Below are 18,702 nucleotides of genomic sequence, written 5' to 3'. Positions count from 1 at the left end.
CGACGCCATGTCCGTGCCCAAGCGTATCCTCATCGTCGAGGACGAGCCCCTGATCGCCATGATGCTCGAGGATTTCCTTGACGCACTCGACAAGGAGGTCGTCGGCACCGCCGACACGGTCGCGGGCGGGCTGGAGCTGGTCGAGGGGGGCGGCATCGACGCCGCGATCCTGGACGTGAACCTGCGCGGCGGCGAACAGAGCTGGGCGATCGCCGATGCGCTGGCCGCAGTTGGCGTGCCATTCGTGCTGGCGACCGGCAGCGGCGGCGACGCTATAGCAGAGGCCCACCGCGAGATGCCGGTGCTGGCCAAGCCCTTTACTATGGACGGCGTCGAAAAGGCCCTGGCCGCGCTGTAGGCGGGAGCGGGCTGTGCCGGCGGCTCGGTATTGCCATCGGGCTTAGCGTACCGAAACGCGATCGCTCTGCGCGTTCAAGCAGACAATTCCGTTGAAACACCCGCGGCGACCGCTGGTTTTTCGCGCTTACGCCACCCCGTCGGTTCTTTTCGAGCACAGTCTTGAAACCGCGCGTACCTCTCGTGGCGGTTTCTCGACTACGCTCGAAACGAACGGGGAGAATGGGTGAGAGGAGCGCGAGGGTGGGGAAATGATGTCCTACGATCTGCGCTCCGTTTGACCCCGCGCTCGGTCATCCCAAAGCCTGAGGACGCTACGTACGCAGTCGCTCGATCGCCTGTGCCAGCGCGACGTACAGCTTGCCCATGTCGGACGACAGCAGCGTGACGCCGAGCGGGGAGCCGTCGCGCAGCGCGAGGATCTGGCGCAGCATTGCCTCGAAATCGTGGATGTAGCGATTGACGTGCTCGCGGAAATCCACGTCCTCCTCGTGCAGCCGGGCGATCTCGCGGGCCTGGTGGCTGTCGAGCAGGCGCACCGCGCGGCGGGTGAACACACCGCGGTCCCCCTTCAGATAGGCGGCCCAGGCGCTGTCGGTGACTTCGTGCGCGAAGGTCTTGGAGATGTCGATCGAGGCCGAATTGAGCGCCTCGATCAACAGCGACACGCGGCGGGCGAAATTGTCCTGGTTGCTCGCTTCGCGCTCGCTTCGTTCGCGCTCGATGCGCGCCTCGATCGTCGCGGTCGTCTCGCTGATCGTCATCAGCTGCTGCGACAGGCGCTCCGACGCGCGGGTCGCGGCGGACACCGCCGCCTGCGAAGCGTCTTCCAGTTCGGCGAGTGGCTGCGGCAACGCGCGGGCGAAGGCGCGGCGGACGGCGTCGGCGCTGGCGACCTCGATCGACTGGGCGGCGTCCGGGATGACGTCGGCCAGCACCCCGCGCGCGCTTTCGGCGGCATGGTCGGCGGTTTCGCGGATGCGGGCGAGTGCCTCGACGAGGGCGGGGGCGGCATCCTCGGCAAAGCGACGGCTCTTCAGGATCGCCTCGCCGACGACTGCGTCCATCGTCGCGGCCTTGTCCTGCCCGATGTCGAGCGCCTCGGAGAGGGTGGCGGTGATCTCGGCCAGCTTCGTGCGCTCCGCGGTCACCAGCCCCGCGACCGCCTCGACCGCGACGTGAGTGCTCTCCGCGGCGGTGACGAGCGCCAGCAGTTCGGGCTTGGCGGTGCCGACCAGACGCCGGCTTGCGGCGATGCGTTCGTCGAGGCGGATGAGCGAATCGGGCAGCGTTTCGTCGATCTCCCGCGCGGACGCGTCGAGCGCGGTCAGCAGATCCTCGGCTCCGGCGATCAGGTTGCGTGCGGTCGATTCGCCGATCCGCATCGTCTCGGTCATCGCCGCGGTCGATGCGGTCAGCGCGCTGATCGCGGCGGCGAGCGACTGGCTCTTGGCGAGGCCATCATCGTGCAGCCGGTCGAGCTGTTCGGAGGCACCGTCGACGCCGGTCGCCAGCGTCAGGAACAGGCTGTCGCTGCGTTCCTGCTCGTCGCCGATCCGCGCCGTGATCCGCTCGATCGCTTCCTCGACCTGAGCCAGCCGGGTCTGGAGCGCCTCCGCCCCGTCGCGACCCGACTTTTCGAGCGCGGCCTGGCTCGCGCCGAGCATCGCCAGCATCGCCTCTCCCTGCGCGGCGATCCCTTTGCGGGCCTCGTCGATGGCGACGGCGGCGCGGTCGAGCACGGCGTCGACCGCGCCCGACATGTCGTTCGCCGCCGATTCGAGGCGTGCGGCGGCGGCGTCGCTCGACGATTCCATGCGCGCGATATGGGCACCGAGCTTGGCCGCAGCGCCGCCCGCGATCTCGTCGGCGACGCGGCCACGCTCCGCCAGTGCCGCGACCGCGCCGGTCAGTTCCGCGGTCCGCTCACTGGCGCTCAGGCCGAGCGTGGTGACAGCGGCGCTCATCTTCGCGGTTTCGACATGCGCCTTCGGGAGCGAATCGAAGACCGTCGACAGCTTGCCCTCGACCTCGCCCGCCGCGCGGACCAGCGAGCCGCCGATGGTGTCGAGAATCTGCGCCTCCGCGGTCAGCGTCGCGGTCGTCGCCTGCAGCCGCTCGGACGCGGCGTCGCCGATCGTCAGCAGCGACTGCGCCTGTTCGTGGAGCAGGCGCCGATTGGCCTCGATCCGCTGGCCGAGTGCGAAGACCGTGTCCTCCAGGCTCGCCGCCTCGGCGCGCATCGCCCGCGCGGTGGCGCCAAAGCGGCGTGCCTCCGCGCGGCTTGTGCGGAGTGCCAGCAGGCAGAGGACGGCGACCAGGGTCGGGACGACGCACAGCGCCGCGGCGAACTGGACGAAGGCGACCGGGGGCATCGGGAAGGCGTCGCGCGCGAACCAGAGCATCGATCCGATCCAGCCGGCGGACACCAGGATGCCGAGCGTCGGCATCAGCCACGGCAGGCGCGGCGTCGCGGCATAATCCGCCATCTCGACCGTCCAGGCATCGGTCGTGGCGTCATCGGGATATTCGGGTTCGGGACCGGGGTCTGCCGCCGCCACGCCGCCGGACGCGGCGAAATCGGTCGCCAGCTCCTCACCCGTTGCCGGGCGCAATCCCACGATGCGCGAACCCCCGTTCATTTTGGGACACCTATCACGAATCCGGGTGAGCGATACAGCCATGCGGCAACCCGATGTTAAACACGCGGTCGTAGCACCCAGACATGGCCTATGATCCCGGAGCAATCGATGCGACGCTGGCAGCGGCGGTGGGCGACGAACCCGCGCTGATCGCCGAACTGCGCGAGGCGTTCCTCGACAGCGCGAAAGCCGGGCTGACCAGCCTGACCCGCGCGAGCGACGCCGCGACGTGGAAGGACGCGGCGCTGCGCCTGAAGGGCCTGGCTGCCAGCTTCGGTGCGGTCCGCCTGATGGCACTGGCCGGCGACGCTGCGCTGGTGCCGGTCGGCGACGTCGAGACCCTCAGGAAACTGCGCCGCGCGGTCGACCGGCTGTAACGCGCGAGCGGTTCACCAGCCGCTGCGATCCTCAGGATAGCTCATCGCCAGCCTCACCGCGGCGCCGGTTGCGGGAATGGCGATTCGCGTGACGTCGAACGTGGGAGCGCCGCGCAGCTTCTCTGCATTCGACAACGCCGTGCCCTCGGCCATGCGGCCATCCTTCATCGTCAGCGTGCCGTTGCCGTCGGCGTCGTGGAAGGCGCTGACCGCATAGTCGCCCGCCGGAATCTTGGGCAGCGTCACGGTGACCACGCCATCGGCGGGCACCTTCACGCTCGTCATATAGGGTGGACGCGCCTTGAAGAAGGTGTTGGCGTCGTAGAGCGCCACTACCATCGACCCGCCTTTGGGCTTCACGCCGCTCAGCGTCACGACCACGTCGCCAGCGATGGCAGGGGATGCCGCGACCAACGCGGTGGCGCCCAGCAGCAGCTTCAGACCGATCATAGCCCTCTCCTGTCGTTGCGTATTAGGGCAGTAATACGCAGGAAGGGGCCGGCGTCAATGCTTGCGCCCCAGCTCGCGCATCGCGTCGTCGAGTCCCGCGAGGGTCAACGGGAACATGCGGTCGGTCATCAATTCGCGGATGATGCGTACCGACTGCGAATAGCCCCATTGCTCCGCCGGCACGGGGTTCAGCCAGACGCTCGCCGGATAGGTGCTGGTCAGCCGGTGCAGCCAAACCGCGCCCGACTCCTCGTTCATATGCTCGACCGAGCCGCCGGGGTGGGTGATCTCGTACGGACTCATCGACGCGTCGCCGACGAACACGACCTTATAGTCGTGGCCGAACTTGTGGAGCACGTCCCAAGTCGGCGTGCGCTCGGCGAAGCGGCGGCGGTTGTCCTTCCACACGCCTTCGTACGGGCAGTTGTGGAAGTAGAAGAATTCGAGATTCTTGAATTCGGCGGTGGCGGCGCTGAACAGCTCTTCGCAAAGCTTCACGAACGGATCCATCGATCCGCCGACGTCGAGGAACAGCAGCAGCTTGACCGCATTGTGCCGCTCGGGCCGCATGCGGACGTCGAGCCAACCCTGCTTCGCCGTACCTTCGATCGTGCCGTCGATATCGAGCTCGTCGGCGGCGCCCTCCCGCGCGAAGCGGCGCAGGCGGCGCATCGCGACCTTGATGTTGCGGGTGCCGAGCTCGCGGGTGTTGTCGAGATTGCGGAATTCGCGCTGGTCCCACACCTTGATCGCGCGCTTGTGCGTGCTCTCGCCGCCGATCCGCACGCCTTCGGGATTGTACCCCGAATTGCCGTAGGGGGATGTGCCGCCGGTGCCGACCCATTTGTTGCCGCCCTGGTGGCGGCCCTGCTGTTCCTCGAGCCGCTTCTTCAGCGTTTCCATGATCTCGTCCCAGCGGCCGAGCGAGGCGATCTTTTCCATCTCTTCAGGACTGAGATATTTTTGGGCGACGGCCTTCAGCCAGTCCTCGGGAATGTCGGCACCCTGCACGCCGTAGCTGGTGGCGACACCGCGGAAGACCTTGGCGAACACCTGGTCGAAGCGGTCGAGCAACCCCTCGTCCTTCACGAACGTCGCGCGGGCGAGGTAGTAGAACGCCTCGGGCGTGCGATCGATCACCTCGCGGTCGAGCGCCTCAAGCAGGATCAGATGCTCCTTGAGGCTCGCCGGGATGCCGGCGGCGCGAAGCTCGTCGAGGAAGCCGAAGAACATCCGTCCACCTAGGGGCGGCGTTCGTACAAAGTCCAGTGGGTGCCCGACAGGCCGCTCGGATGGCCGCTGGCGACGGCATGGAAGGTCACGCCGCAGCGCCTCGGGCGATCGGGGAAGGGTTCGTCGCCGTCGCGGTCGACGAACAGCCAGTCGCCGCAGGGGAGCACGCGCACCGGGTAGCGCCGCGCGGCGGCCGCCGCCTCGATCACCGCGGATGCGCGCGGGCGATCCAGCGCGATCGCGGCCCCCGCCGGGCTGCTCCGCGCGATCGTCGCAATCGCGCGGGCGGGGTCGCCGCGGCGATTGCCGACCAGATCGATCGCATAGGCCATCGCGCCGATCCCGAACCCGACCATCAGCGCGAGGGCGACCCATCGGCGCCTGCCGCCGGCGATCAGCGCCCCGCCAAGAGCGTTGCCGAGCATCAGCAGCAGCGCGACACTGGAGAGGAGATAATAGCGCGACATGCCGGCGTTGCCGATGTGCAGCAGCGCGATGGCGAGCGGCAGGCCGAAAATGGCGAGGGCATGGAAGGGCGACTGTGCCGCCTTTGGCGACCGGACCACCATCCACGCCGCCGCCATGCCGACCAGGATGGCCGCGACCGGGTTGACGGGTAGCGCCAGCGTGTAGGCTATCATGTCGGTCAGCCCGCGCGCCTGGTCGATCAGGGCATAGGGTTGGTACGCACCGAACTGGAAGCCGTGGGCGCCAGGCAGCCAGCGCAGGATGGCGAGCGCGGCAAGCGCCGCCGTCGCGACCGGCAGCGCCATCAACCGCGCGGTGTCGCGGATCGCCGACGCGCGATCGTCTCGCCAGCACTGCCACGCCGCCCATCCGGCAAGCGCGGGCAGGGCGAAGACCATCGTCATCTGCGACAGGATGCCGAGCAGCACGGCAACCGACAGGCCGATCGCCGGGGCGGGGCGCTTACGGTCCTCCAGCCACCGCTCGACGATCAGCACGGCGACGAGCAATGCCAGCATCATCGGCGCATAGCCGCGCGCCTCGCTGCCATAGATCACGAGCATCGGGGAAAAGGCGAAAAGCGCCGCCGTGACGAGACCCGTTCCTGCGCTGCGCCGCATACCGATCGCGGCGGCGACGAGGATCGCGAGCGTTCCCGTGGCGATCGACAGTGCGCGCTGGACGACGGGCGCTGCGTCCCAGCCGACAAGTTGGAGCCACAGCGTGTTCAGGTGATGGTTGTTGTCGTGGTTGATGCCGACGAAGACGCCGACCGGCGTCGCCACATCGCGCGCGAAGGCCGCCGACCATGCCTCGTCCAGCCACAACGCACCGTGCGCACTCGCGATACGCACGCCGAGTCCCAACGCGGCGATGACCGCGATCGACAGCGGCAGGAAAGGAATGCGGTGGGCGGGCACGCGCGAGACCCTGCCACGACAGGGGTTAACGCGTCGCTAGGGACATGCCGTCTTCAGCGCCCGTAGGCGTCGATCAGCGAGGCGACGTAATCGGGCGACTCGGCGCTCAACTCGCGGGTCACGCCGGCGCGCGGGCCGTAGATGAAGCCGTGGACCGGATAGGTCGATCCGCCGAGGCCGTCGCTGTCGCGGTACCAGACCTTCACTTCGCTCCAGTCGTTGCCGGGCGAGACGTCGAACAGAGTCACGTCCTGCTCGACATGGCCGCGCTCGCCGTTCTGGCGCGACCAGTTGGCGTGGGTCAGCATCAGCACGCGCTTCTCGACGATTCGGCTGACGACGGCGACATGGCCGAGACGGAGCTTCGCCGAGCGTTCGAAGGCCACGACCGCACCGACCTTGGGTACATGTCCGCGCGGATAGCGGCCGTCGGCCTGGTCCCACCACGTCCACGCATCGCCGAAGATGCGCACGCCCGACGCTTCCCGCGCAAAGGGCACGCACTGGCCGACGTAACTCAGGATGGATGCGGCGGCGGGCAGCGGCGCGATTGCCAGCGCCAGCACGAAACACGCCCTTGCGAACTTCCCCGGTCCCATCCGGGCACCCTGCGCGGATCAGGCTTGAAACCGGGTTAGCGGGCATGGTTGCCGGATCGTAAATATCGTTAGCGAGCTTATCGTTGCTGGCGTTTCGCCATGAACGCCAGCCGTTCGAACAGCATCACGTCCTGTTCGTTCTTCAGCAGCGCGCCGTGGAGCGGCGGGATCGCCTTCGTCGGGTCGCGGTTCTGCAGCACTTCGAGCGGCATGTCCTCGTGGAGCAGGAGCTTCAGCCAGTCGAGCAGCTCGCTGGTCGACGGCTTTTTCTTCAGGCCGGGCACTTCGCGGATGTCGTAGAAGACGTCCATCGCTTTCGACACCAGCAGCTTCTGGATACCGGGGAAGTGAACGTCGACGATGGCCTGCATCGTCTGGCGATCAGGGAATTTGATATAGTGGAAGAAGCACCGGCGCAGGAACGCGTCGGGCAGCTCCTTTTCGTTGTTCGACGTGATGACGACGATCGGGCGCTCTACGGCGCGCACAGTTTCCTTGGTCTCGTACACATGGAACTCCATGCGATCGAGTTCCTGGAGCAGGTCGTTCGGAAATTCGATATCGGCCTTGTCGATCTCGTCGATCAGCAGCACGGGCAGCTGCGGCGCGGTGAAGGCTTCCCACAATTTGCCGCGGCGGATGTAGTTGGCGATGTCATGGACGCGTTCGTCGCCCAGCTGGCCGTCGCGCAGGCGGGCGACCGCGTCATATTCATACAGGCCCTGCTGCGCCTTCGTGGTCGACTTGACGTTCCACTCGATCAGCGGCGCGCCGACCGCCTTGGCGATTTCGTAGGCGAGCACGGTCTTGCCGGTGCCCGGCTCGCCCTTGACCAGAAGGGGGCGGCGGAGGGTGACGGCGGCGTTGACGGCGACTTTCAGGTCGTCGGTCGCCACATATTCCTGAGTGCCCTCGAACCGCATCGCATCCCTACCCGCCGTGATTGGAAGATCGGGTATGCAGTAGCGCGCCCGCGGCGGCGCGCAAGCCGTGGAGCGGCCGATCAGTTGCCCGCGCGGGCCGTCGAGCGCGCGTCGAGCAACTGCCAGAGCGCCCGGTGTTGCGCGAGCGTCTGCTGCGCGCCGAACAGCATCGCCCGTTCGAACGCCGCCGAGGTCGCGAGCGCGGCGATCACGGTGGCGCCGTCACGCGCTTCCGGCAGGCGGAGGGCGGGGATCGGGCGGCCCAGCCGCTCGGCGACGGTTTCCAGCACGCCGCGGATCGCCGGCCAGTCGAGCACCAGCGCCATCGTCGCGCCGATCGGGCAGCCGGCGCGGTCGGACGTCGCGATCATGTCCATCGCGTGGCGCTGGCCCAGGATCGCGCCTTCGGTTTCGGCCTGTCCCGGCGTCGAAGGCAGGGGGCCGACCGCGGCGACTAGGCCGACGAGCATGGCGCGTTCGTCGGCGAAAGCCGCGGCAGCTTCGGTCAGCCACGCCTCGACTACCGGGTCGGTCGCGCGTTCCGCGGCGAAATCGATGACGCCCGGATGGCGCCCGTGGAGCAGGCAGAGGCAGTGTGCTGCGTCCGCCAGGTCGCGCATCGCGGCGCCCGGGCGGGCGAGGGCGGTGGCATAGGCCTCGCGCCTGCTGCCCTCGGCGGCGACAAGCGCGGTCAGGGCATCCCATGCCTCACCGTAGCGCGCGCTGTGTACCGTTCCGAACGCCATGTTGCCCCGCTTGTTGAAACCGGTCGCGTGGTCGCGACGCGGACTCTTGTGGGGCAAACCCTATACCGAACCACGTAAAGACGCGGTTGACGGCGCCTTAAGCATCGGTTGGGGTTTGGCGGGCGGCGACATGCCACCCGCCCGATCCAGCGTTACTGGTCGAGGAATGACCGCATCTTGCGGCTGCGGCTCGGGTGCTTCAGCTTGCGCAGCGCCTTGGCCTCGATCTGGCGGATACGCTCGCGCGTCACCGAGAACTGCTGGCCGACTTCCTCCAGCGTGTGATCGGTGTTCATGCCGATGCCGAAGCGCATGCGCAGCACGCGCTCCTCGCGCGGAGTGAGCGAGGCGAGGACGCGGGTTACCGTCTCCTTCAAATTCGCCTGGATCGCGGCATCGACCGGGATCACCGCATTCTTGTCCTCGATGAAGTCGCCGAGGTGCGAATCCTCCTCGTCGCCGATCGGCGTCTCGAGGCTGATCGGCTCCTTGGCGATCTTCATCACCTTGCGCACCTTTTCGAGCGGCATGCTCAGGCGCTCGGCCATTTCCTCCGGCGTCGGCTCGCGGCCCTGCTCGTGGAGGAACTGGCGGCTGGTGCGGACCAGCTTGTTGATCGTCTCGATCATGTGGACCGGGATGCGGATGGTCCGCGCCTGGTCGGCGATCGAGCGCGTGATCGCCTGACGGATCCACCACGTCGCATAGGTCGAGAACTTGTAGCCGCGGCGATACTCGAACTTGTCGACCGCCTTCATCAGGCCGATGTTGCCCTCCTGGATCAGATCCAGGAACTGCAGCCCGCGGTTGGTGTATTTCTTGGCGATCGAGATCACGAGGCGCAGGTTCGCCTCGACCATCTCCTTCTTGGCGATCCGCGCCTCGCGCTCGCCCTTTTGCACCATGTTGACGATGCGGCGGAACTCGGCGAGCGCCATGCCGGTCGCCTGCGCGATCTCGCTGATCTCGACGCGGATGCGATCGACCGCGGCCCCTTCCGCGGCGGCGAAGGCGGCCCATTTCTTGTCGGTCTTGGCGTTGGCGGACAGGAAATTCTCGTCGAGCTCATGATCGACATAGGCGTCGAGGAACGACTTGCGCGGCACCTTGTGGCGCTCGGCCAGGCGCAGCATCTGGCCGCCGAGCGCGGTCAGGCGGCGGTTGAAGCTGTACAGCTGGTCGACCAGGAATTCGATCTTCGCCTGGTGGAACTGGACGCTCTCGACCTCGGCGGTCAGCTCTTCGCGCAGCTTCTGGTACTTGCGCTCGTCGCCCGCGGACAGCTCGCCGCCGGCGGCCATCGCCGACAGGCGCGATTCCTGGATTTTCCCGAACTTCTTGTACAGGGCGGTAATATTCGCAAACTTCTCGAGCGCCTGAGGCTTAAGCGTCTCTTCCATCTGCGCGAGGCTGAGGGTGTTGTCCTCGTCATCGTCGTCCGACGGGCGCGGGGCGCGCCGTTCGGTCATCGAATCCTCGTCCTCCTCCTCGGGCGCGTCCTCGACCTCTTCCTCTTCCTTGAAGGTCGCGCCGGCGGTCTTCTCGCTGATCTCGCCCGAATCGTCTTCCTCGGCGTTCTCGACCTGCTCGGCGGACGGCCCCTTCGAGAGCATCGCGTCGAGATCGAGGATCTCGCGCAGCTGCATCGTGCCTTCGTTGAGGGCGGTCGACCAGCCGATGATCGCGTTGAACGTGATTGGCGATTCGCACAGCCCCAGGATCATCGTGTCGCGACCGGCCTCGATCCGCTTGGCTATGGCAATCTCGCCCTCGCGCGACAGCAGCTCGACCGCGCCCATCTCGCGCAGGTACATGCGGACCGGATCGTCGGTGCGATCGACGGTTTCCTTCTTCTTTGCGACCTCGAACGTCTGCGAGCCCTCGGTGCCGTCGTCCGACGCCTCGGCCTCGTCCGGGGTATCCTCCTCGGTCTCGGAATCCTCGCCGGCTTCCTCGTTCTCGACGACGTTCACGCCCATGTCGTTGAGCGCGGCCATGACGTCCTCGATCTGCTCGGACGACATCTGGTCCTGCGGCAGCATCTCGTTCAGCTGGTCGTAGGTGATGTACCCGCGCTTCTTCGCCCGCGCGACCAGCTTCTTCAGCGTGCCCTCGTTCAGGTCGATCAGCGGCGCGTCGCCCGTATCGGTCGCGTCCACATCCGCAGTGTTAGCCTTGGCCATCAATGTCCCTTACGCACTTTGCGAATTCTCTTTGTCGTCCAGCATCAGATTTGCAAGCCGCGCCTCAAGACTGGCGCGTTCCCGCACCAGTGCCACCTGCCGCGCAAACGCGGCTTCGTCGAAACGCGCCGCGACCGCAGCCGTTGCCTCCACCAGCGCGGCATCGACCATCGGCCGCGCCACCAGCACCGCAATCGCCTCGTCCAGGTCGGCGCGGGCACGGACGGGATCGGCATCCCGCTGGGTGAAACTGAACGATACCATGTCGGCGCGCAGCAGATCGGCGGCAACGGAATCGAAGCCGGACCGTGCCAATATGGTGAGCACGCGGTCGCTATCAAGCGTCCGGTCCTCCAGCGCGACGTCGATCACCGCCTCGAACAGCCGCCCGAGCGCGCCGTCGGCGAGGCGGAGCGACCCCAACACTTCCATATGTCGGGCAATTTCGGCGGGGTGGCGGATCAGGCCGGCGATGACCGCCTTTGCCAGCACCCGGTCGATGCCGCCCGAATTGAGCGCGCGGGCCGACGCAGAGGGCGGTTCGGGCGGGGGCGTCCATTTCTGGCCGGGCTTGCGAGGGCTGCGCGGCGTGAAGACACGCGGCGCGGGCGCGAAATGCGCATCGAAGCGGCGGCGGAATTCGCTCTGATATTCGTAGCCGACGTTCGAATCGGCGACCGTCTTGGCAAGATCGGCGAGCCGCGCCTTCAGCCCGGCGCGCTGCTCGGGCGTGTCGAGCGGCTCGGCGGCGAGTTCGTGACTCCACAACCGGTCGACCAGCGGTTCGGCGGCGCGCAGCAGCGCCTCGAACGCTGCCGGCCCTTTTGCGCGGACAAGGTCGTCGGGATCCTGCCCGTCGGGGATGGTGACGAACGCCAGGCTGCGACCGGGTGCGAGCATCGGCAGCGCGCGGTGGGCGGCGCGGATCGCCGCCTTCTGCCCCGCGGCATCGCCGTCGAAGCACAGGACCGGCACGTCGGCGATGCGCCACAGCCGTTCGAGCTGATGCTCGGTGAGCGCCGTACCGAGCGGGGCGACCGCCTCTCCGAACCCGGCCTGGGCGAGGGCGATGACGTCCATATAGCCCTCCACCGCGATGATCCGCCCGGTTTTGCGCGCGGCGGGCAGCGCCCGGTCGAGGTTATAGAGCGTGCGCCCCTTGTCGAAGAGCGGGGTTTCGGGCGAATTCAGATACTTCGGTTCGCCCTCACCGATGATGCGCCCGCCGAACGCGATCGGGCGCCCGCGCGGGTCGCGGATCGGGATCATCAGCCGCCCGCGGAAGCGGTCGTAGGGGGTCTTGTCGTCGACCCCGATCAGCAACCCCGCCTCGACCAGCATGGCGTCGCCGTAGGTCTTCAGCGCATCCTTCAGCTTGCCGCGCGAATCGGGGGAGAAGCCCAGGCCGAAGTCGCGTGCGGTCTCCGCGCGGATGCCGCGCTTCGCCAGCACCGCGCGCGCCTCGGCGCCGGCGATGCCGTTCAGCTGCTCGACGAACCAGTCGGACGCATCGGCCATCGCCTCGTGCAGGCCCTTGGCGCGTTCGGCCCGCGCCGCGGACGCGCGATCCTGCGCCGGCATGTCCATGCTTGCCGCCTGCGCCAGCTCCTTCACCGCATCCATGAACGGCAACCCGCGCTGGTCGGTCAGCCACCGGATCGCATCGCCATGCGCCCCGCACCCGAAGCAATGGTAGAAGCCCTTGTCGTCGTTGACGTAGAACGACGGCGACTTCTCGTTGTGGAACGGGCAGCAGGCGCGGAATTCCTTGCCCGCACGCTGGAGCTTGGTGGTTTTAGCAATGAGGCCCGAGAGGAGCGTGCGGTGACGGAGTTCGTCGAGGAATTGGGGGGTTAGGGTCATTGGGAGGCAGGTTTCTCGACTTCGCTCGAAACGAACGGTTGGGGGTGGCCACTACATCCGCCTCCGTTCGTTTCGAGCGAAGTCGAGAAACGCTCTCCCGGCGGACGGGCGAAGAAGGAAACGGCGCGCCAATCGGATCGAATGAGCGCTTCCTTCTTCGCTCGCGACCAGCCGCCGACGATCCGCTCAGCTTCTAGTGCCTCGATACGGGATGGAAAACTCTCGTTCCCAACAAGCTCGACCGGCAGGCGCCGCGACGTATAGTCGCAATAGCCGCCGGTCTGATGCTCGCCGATGCGGCGATCGAGGTTGTCGGTGTGGCCCGTGTAATAGCGCCCGTCCGAGCACCGCAGCATGTAGGCCCAGAACGCCACGATCTCCCACCCTCCGTTCGTTTCGAGCGTAGTCGAGAAACGCTTGCGAGTCGCCTGTAACTGTTTCTCGACTACGCTCGAAACAAACGGCGGAGTGGTGTTGGCGCCGCCTAAGAAAGCGCCGCCTTCACCGCGGCGCTCGCCTTTGCCATGTCCAGGTTCGCGGCGTGGCGCGTCTTCAGTTCGGCCATCACGCGGCCCATGTCCTTCATGCCGGCAGCGCCGATCTCCGCCTTGATCGCCTCGATCGCTGCCGCGGTCTCGGCCTCGGTCATCACCGCTGGCAGGAAGCGTTCGATCACCGCGACCTCGCGAGCTTCCGCATCGGCGAGTTCCTGGCGACCGCCCTTCGAAAACATCTCGATCGATTCGCGGCGCTGCTTGACCATTTTCTGCAGCACCTCGACCACCAGCGCGTCGTCGCTGTCGGGGGCCTTGCCGGTGCGCGCCTCGATGTCGCGGTTCTTGATTGCCGACTGGATCAGCGTGATCGCGCTGCGGCTATCCTTGTCGCCGGCCTTCATGGCGGCGATCTGGGCGGCTTTGATGTCATCTCTTATCATGCCCGCCCCATAGCGGCGGTTGACGAAAAGGGGGAGGGGGTCTAGCCGCCGACCCTTAGCGACATCGCAAACGATCTTTGGAGTGCCCGCCCGACATGGCTGCCGCCGATCCCCTTCCCGTGCCCGTCAAGACCCCGGACGGCGCCACCGGCGTCCTCGTGCTGGCGAGCGGCGAAGTGGTGTGGGGCCGTGGCTTCGGTGCCGAGGGGCAGGCGGTGGGCGAGGTGTGCTTTCACACCGCAATGACCGGCTATCAGGAGATCATGACCGACCCGTCGTTCGCGGGCCAGATGATCGCGTTCACATTCCCCCACATCGGCAACGTCGGCGCGAACCCCGACGATGTCGAGGCCGACAACCCCCACGCGCTCGGCATAATCGTGCGCGAGGACGTGACCGAGCCGAGCAACTTCCGCAGCGCCGAGCATCTCGATTCGTGGATGAAGAAGCATGCGCGGATCGGCCTGTCGGGGATCGACACGCGCGCGCTGACGCGGCGCATTCGCGAGGGCGGGGCACCGAACGGCGTGATCGCGCATGCAGCGGACGGGGTGTTCGACGTGGCCCTGCTGCTGGAGATGGCGCGGGCGTGGCCGGGGCTGGAGGGGATGGACCTCGCCAAGGCCGTGACGCGCAAGACGCACGGCGGCTGGGGCGAGGATCGTGCGGGCGGCGTGTGGCGGCTGGGGTTCGGCTACTCTCCGTCATCGCAGCGAAAGCTGGGATCTCAGGCCGCGAGCGAAACGTCGGAGGCGAGAGATCCCGACTTTCGTCAGGATGACGGTAAACCCCACGTCGTCGCGATCGATTACGGCAGCAAACACAACATCTTCCGCAACCTGGTTCAGGCCGGGGCGCAGGTGTCGGTCGTGCCCGCCGACGCGAGCTTCGACCAGATCATGGCGCTGAAGCCCGACGGCATCTTCCTGTCGAACGGCCCGGGCGACCCCGCAGCGACCGGCGAATACGCCGTGCCGGTGATCCGTCAGCTGCTGGAGACGAAGCTGCCGCTGTTCGGCATCTGCCTTGGCCACCAGCTGCTCGGCCTCGCGGTCGGCGCGCGCACGACCAAGATGTTTCAGGGCCACCGCGGCGCCAACCATCCGGTCAAGCGGCTGAGCGACGGTCGGGTCGAGATCACCAGCATGAACCACGGGTTTGCGGTGGAACGCGAAAGCCTTCCCGCGAACGTCCGCGAGACCCACGTGTCGCTGTTCGACGGCTCGAACGCCGGGCTGGAACTGACAGATCGCCTGGCCTTCAGCGTGCAATACCACCCCGAGGCGAGCCCGGGTCCGCAGGACAGCTTCTATCTGTTCGAGCGGTTTGTCGGTTCCTTGCGGTGATCGCGCCAATTCTTCTAGTCGCAGTCTTTGGGCAGCCGGCGCCAGCCGCTCTCCGCGAGTGGGTCGATGTCGTGCAGGGTCGCGGCACGCTAGTGTTTGCCGTCGCACACGCGGCGAAGCGGTGCGGGTATCGAACGGCTAGTTCGAGCATCGCTCATGGTCTTGCGTCCTATCATCAGCCCGAAGATCAGTATGCGGAGCTCCAGGTGCGCAGGGACGAGGTGACGCCGGCAACCCGACGATGCCTGCGCCGAACCACCGCCTCTCTTCGCAGACCTCACCGCGACATTACCTTCTTCCCGGACGCCTTTTGATGCCCAAACGTACCGATATCTCCTCCATTCTTGTCATCGGCGCGGGGCCGATCGTTATCGGGCAGGCGTGCGAGTTCGATTATTCGGGCACGCAGGCGATCAAGGCGTTGAAGGAGGACGGGTACCGCATCGTCCTGGTCAATTCGAACCCGGCGACGATCATGACCGATCCGGAACTGGCCGACGCGACCTATATCGAGCCGATCACGCCCGAGATCGTCGCCAAGATCATCGCCAAGGAGCGCCCCGACGCCGTCCTGCCGACGATGGGCGGGCAGACTGCGCTCAACACCGCGTTGGCGCTGTTCAACGACGGCACGCTCGCGAAATACGGCGTCGAGATGATCGGCGCGGATGCCGAGGCGATCGACAAGGCCGAGGACCGGCTGAAGTTCAAGGACGCGATGTCGAAGATAGGGCTGGAATCGGCGCGCTCGGCGATCGCGCATACCGAGGCCGAGGCGCTGGAGGGGCTGGCCAAGACCGGCCTCCCGGCGATCATCCGCCCGAGTTTTACGATGGGCGGGACGGGCGGGGGCATCGCCTACAACCGCGAGGAATTCATCGAGATCGTCCGCAAGGGGCTCGACGCATCGCCGACCACCGAAGTGCTGATCGAGGAATCGCTGATAGGGTGGAAGGAGTATGAGATGGAAGTCGTGCGCGACCGCGCCGACAACGCCATCATCGTCTGCTCGATCGAGAATATCGACCCGATGGGCGTCCACACCGGCGATTCCATCACGGTCGCGCCGGCGCTGACGCTGACCGACAAGGAATATCAGATCATGCGCAACGCAAGCATCGCTTGCCTGCGCGAAATCGGTGTCGAAACAGGCGGTTCCAACGTCCAGTTCGCGGTGAATCCGAAGGACGGGCGCCTGATCGTCATTGAAATGAACCCGCGCGTCAGCCGCTCGTCGGCATTGGCGTCGAAGGCGACCGGCTTTCCGATCGCGAAGGTCGCGGCGAAGCTGGCGGTGGGCTACACGCTCGACGAGATCACCAACGACATCACGGGCGCGACGCCGGCCAGTTTCGAGCCGACGATCGATTACGTCGTCACCAAGATACCCCGGTTCGCCTTCGAGAAGTTCAAGGGCGCGGAAGCCGTGCTCGGCACCGCGATGAAGTCGGTCGGCGAAGTCATGGCGATCGGGCGCAACATACACGAAAGCCTGCAGAAGGCATTGCGTGGGCTCGAAACCGGGCTCAGCGGGTTCAACACCGTCGACAGGCTGGCCGGGCGTCCCCGCGCGGAAATCGAGGCGGCGCTGGCGGTGGCGACGCCGGACCGGCTGCTGGTGGCGGCGCAGGCGCTGCGCGAGGGCTTCACGGTGGCCGACGTCCACGCGATCGCGAAGTTCGACCCCTGGTTCCTGGGGCGGATCGCCGAGATCGTCGCGGCGGAGATGGAGGTCTGCAAGGACGGGCTGCCGATCGACGCGGCGGGCATGCGCCGGCTGAAATCGATGGGGTTCAGCGACAAGCGGCTGGCGTGGCTGGCGCTGCAATCGGCTAACCTGCGCGGGATGAGCCGCGGCATCGCGCGCGGCTCCGGCCTGATCCACGAAGCGGTCAAGGCGATGACCGGCGGAGTCACCGAGGACGAGGTGCGCGAACACCGGCTGAAGCTGGGCGTGCGCCCGGTGTTCAAGCGGATCGACACCTGTGCTGCGGAGTTCGATGCCCGGACGCCGTATATGTACTCGACCTACGAAGCGCCGAGCTTCGGAGAGCCGGAGTGCGAAAGCGCGCCTAGCGACCGGAAAAAGATCGTTATTCTGGGCGGCGGGCCGAACCGGATCGGGCAGGGGATCGAGTTCGATTACTGCTGCTGCCACGCCTGCTTTGCGCTGGCGGATGCGGGCTATGAGACGATCATGGTCAACTGCAATCCGGAGACGGTGAGCACCGATTACGACACGTCCGACCGCCTGTATTTCGAGCCGCTGACTGCCGAGGACGTGCTGGAAATCCTGCATGTCGAGCAGCAGAATGGCACGCTGGTCGGCGTGATCGTCCAGTTCGGCGGGCAGACCCCGCTCAATCTGGCGCAGGCGTTGGAGGATGCGGGCATTCCGATTCTGGGGACTTCGCCTGACGCGATCGACCTGGCCGAGGACCGCGAGCGGTTCGCGGCGCTCGTCGCCAAGCTGGGGCTGACCCAGCCCGCCAACGGCATCGCGCGTAGCCGCGACGAGGCGATCGCGGTGGCCGAGCGCATCGGCTATCCGGTGCTGATGCGCCCGAGCTATGTGCTTGGGGGCCGGGCGATGGAGGTCGTCGATGGTCCGGCGCAGCTCGACGACTATATCGCGACCGCGGTGCAGGTGTCGGGCACATCGCCGGTGCTGATCGACAGTTATCTGCGCGACGCGATCGAGGTCGATGTCGACGCGATCTGCGACGGCACCGACGTCACGGTCGCGGGCGTGATGCAGCACATCGAGGAAGCCGGCGTTCATTCGGGCGATTCGGCCTGCTCGCTGCCGCCGTACAGCCTGTCCGCAGGAATCATCGCCGAGATCGAACGCCAGACCGAGGCACTGGCGCGCGCGCTGTCGGTCGTCGGGCTGATGAACATCCAGTTCGCGGTGAAGGACGGTGTCGTCTACCTGATCGAGGTCAACCCGCGCGCCAGCCGGACGGTGCCGTTCGTTGCCAAGGCGGTGGGATCGCCCGTCGCCAAGATCGCGGCGCGGGTGATGGCGGGCGAGAAGCTGGCCGAGCTGCCGCAGGTCAATCGCGCCGTGGGCCACGTCGCGGTGAAGGAAGCGGTGTTCCCGTTCAATCGCTTCCCGGGCGTTGATCCTGTGCTGTCACCGGAAATGAAGTCCACCGGCGAAGTCATGGGAATAGATCGCGATTTCACGCTGGCCTTCGCCAAGGCGCAGCTGGGCGCGGGGACGACGCTGCCGGCGGGCGGCACCGTCTTCATCAGCGTCAAGGACACCGACAAGCCGGTGATCCTGGCCGGCGCCCGCGTGATGGCGGCGCAGGGATTCGCCATCGTCGCCACCAACGGCACCGCCGATTATCTGACCGCCAACGGCGTCGCGGTGGAAACGGTGCTGAAGGTGGCACAGGGCCGCCCGAACATCGTCGATCGTATCCGCGACGGCGACATCGCGCTGGTGTTCAATACGACCGAGGGCTGGCAGTCGCTGAAGGACAGCCAGGAGATCCGCAAATCGGCGCTGGCGCAGAAGATCCCGTATTTCACGACCGCATCGGCGGCGGTGGCGGCGGCGAACTCGATCGCGGCGCTCGCCACCACCTCTCTTGAAGTACGCCCGCTGCAATCCTATTATTCGCAGTCGCACAAATAATCCCCCGACAGT

The 18,702-nt window shown here is 66.9% G+C and carries 15 protein-coding genes; 4 read left to right on the top strand and 11 right to left on the bottom strand.

The genetic code is table 11. The features are described 5' to 3' along the window. Positions 1-7 precede the first annotated feature (7 nt). Positions 8-358, top strand: coding sequence for a response regulator (locus M9980_RS05365; protein WP_250754227.1), 351 nt, complete (start codon positions 8-10; stop codon positions 356-358). A 313-nt stretch (positions 359-671) separates the two neighbouring features. Here M9980_RS05365 and M9980_RS05360 read toward each other — a convergent pair whose 3' ends face one another. After that, on the bottom strand, positions 672-2,999 hold the full coding sequence (locus M9980_RS05360) for a coiled-coil domain-containing protein (RefSeq protein WP_250754225.1): 2,328 nt from the start codon (positions 2,997-2,999) through the stop codon (positions 672-674). A gap of 83 nt (positions 3,000-3,082) precedes the next feature. On the opposite strand from M9980_RS05360, the gene M9980_RS05355 reads away from it, so the two are divergent. Next, a complete protein-coding gene (locus M9980_RS05355; protein WP_250754222.1) occupies positions 3,083-3,376 on the top strand; it encodes an Hpt domain-containing protein in 294 nt (97 codons plus the stop codon). 12 nt (positions 3,377-3,388) lie between these two features. On the opposite strand, the gene M9980_RS05350 is transcribed toward M9980_RS05355, so the two are convergent. The 10 genes from M9980_RS05350 to M9980_RS05305 all read right to left on the bottom strand — a co-directional run bounded on the left by M9980_RS05350 (position 3,389) and on the right by M9980_RS05305 (position 13,698). Beyond that, on the bottom strand, positions 3,389-3,826 hold the full coding sequence (locus tag M9980_RS05350) for a DUF2141 domain-containing protein (protein ID WP_250754220.1): 438 nt from the start codon (positions 3,824-3,826) through the stop codon (positions 3,389-3,391). A 54-nt stretch (positions 3,827-3,880) separates the two neighbouring features. Further along, entirely contained in the window at positions 3,881-5,059 is a 1,179-nt protein-coding gene (locus M9980_RS05345) for a vWA domain-containing protein (protein WP_250754217.1), read from the bottom strand. Positions 5,060-5,067: 8 nt separating this feature from the next. Then, the gene (locus M9980_RS05340) at positions 5,068-6,447 is read right to left on the bottom strand and encodes a glycosyltransferase family 39 protein (protein ID WP_250754214.1); all 1,380 of its coding nucleotides are present in this window, start codon (positions 6,445-6,447) and stop codon (positions 5,068-5,070) included. A gap of 53 nt (positions 6,448-6,500) precedes the next feature. Beyond that, complete coding sequence (locus tag M9980_RS05335; RefSeq protein WP_422921386.1) at positions 6,501-7,046, bottom strand: CHAP domain-containing protein; 546 nt, start codon at positions 7,044-7,046, stop codon at positions 6,501-6,503. A 77-nt stretch (positions 7,047-7,123) separates the two neighbouring features. Beyond that, positions 7,124-7,969, bottom strand: coding sequence for an AAA family ATPase (locus M9980_RS05330; RefSeq protein ID WP_250754210.1), 846 nt, complete (start codon positions 7,967-7,969; stop codon positions 7,124-7,126). Positions 7,970-8,049: 80 nt separating this feature from the next. Beyond that, positions 8,050-8,715: a DUF6975 family protein gene (locus M9980_RS05325; protein ID WP_250754208.1), complete on the bottom strand. Its 666-nt coding sequence runs from the start codon at positions 8,713-8,715 to the stop codon at positions 8,050-8,052. A 152-nt stretch (positions 8,716-8,867) separates the two neighbouring features. Then, a complete protein-coding gene (rpoD, locus tag M9980_RS05320; protein WP_250754206.1) occupies positions 8,868-10,898 on the bottom strand; it encodes an RNA polymerase sigma factor RpoD in 2,031 nt (676 codons plus the stop codon). A 9-nt stretch (positions 10,899-10,907) separates the two neighbouring features. Beyond that, the gene (gene dnaG, locus M9980_RS05315; RefSeq protein WP_250754204.1) at positions 10,908-12,761 is read right to left on the bottom strand and encodes a DNA primase; all 1,854 of its coding nucleotides are present in this window, start codon (positions 12,759-12,761) and stop codon (positions 10,908-10,910) included. Then, a complete protein-coding gene (locus tag M9980_RS05310; protein ID WP_250754202.1) occupies positions 12,758-13,135 on the bottom strand; it encodes a GIY-YIG nuclease family protein in 378 nt (125 codons plus the stop codon). The genes dnaG and M9980_RS05310 overlap by 4 nt, the downstream gene beginning before the upstream one ends. A gap of 110 nt (positions 13,136-13,245) precedes the next feature. Continuing rightward, positions 13,246-13,698, bottom strand: coding sequence for a GatB/YqeY domain-containing protein (locus tag M9980_RS05305; RefSeq protein ID WP_250754200.1), 453 nt, complete (start codon positions 13,696-13,698; stop codon positions 13,246-13,248). Between the two features lie 95 nt (positions 13,699-13,793). On the opposite strand from M9980_RS05305, the gene carA reads away from it, so the two are divergent. Beyond that, positions 13,794-15,044: a glutamine-hydrolyzing carbamoyl-phosphate synthase small subunit gene (gene carA, locus M9980_RS05300; RefSeq protein ID WP_250754198.1), complete on the top strand. Its 1,251-nt coding sequence runs from the start codon at positions 13,794-13,796 to the stop codon at positions 15,042-15,044. A 313-nt stretch (positions 15,045-15,357) separates the two neighbouring features. Next, positions 15,358-18,690, top strand: a complete 3,333-nt coding sequence (gene carB, locus M9980_RS05295) for a carbamoyl-phosphate synthase large subunit (RefSeq protein ID WP_250754196.1) — start codon at positions 15,358-15,360, stop codon at positions 18,688-18,690. The last annotated feature ends 12 nt before the right edge of the window (positions 18,691-18,702 follow it).

The sequence above is a fragment of the Sphingomonas donggukensis genome (assembly GCF_023674425.1).
GTDB lineage: Bacteria > Pseudomonadota > Alphaproteobacteria > Sphingomonadales > Sphingomonadaceae > Sphingomonas > Sphingomonas donggukensis.
This window is presented reverse-complemented; position numbering and strand designations above follow the sequence as displayed.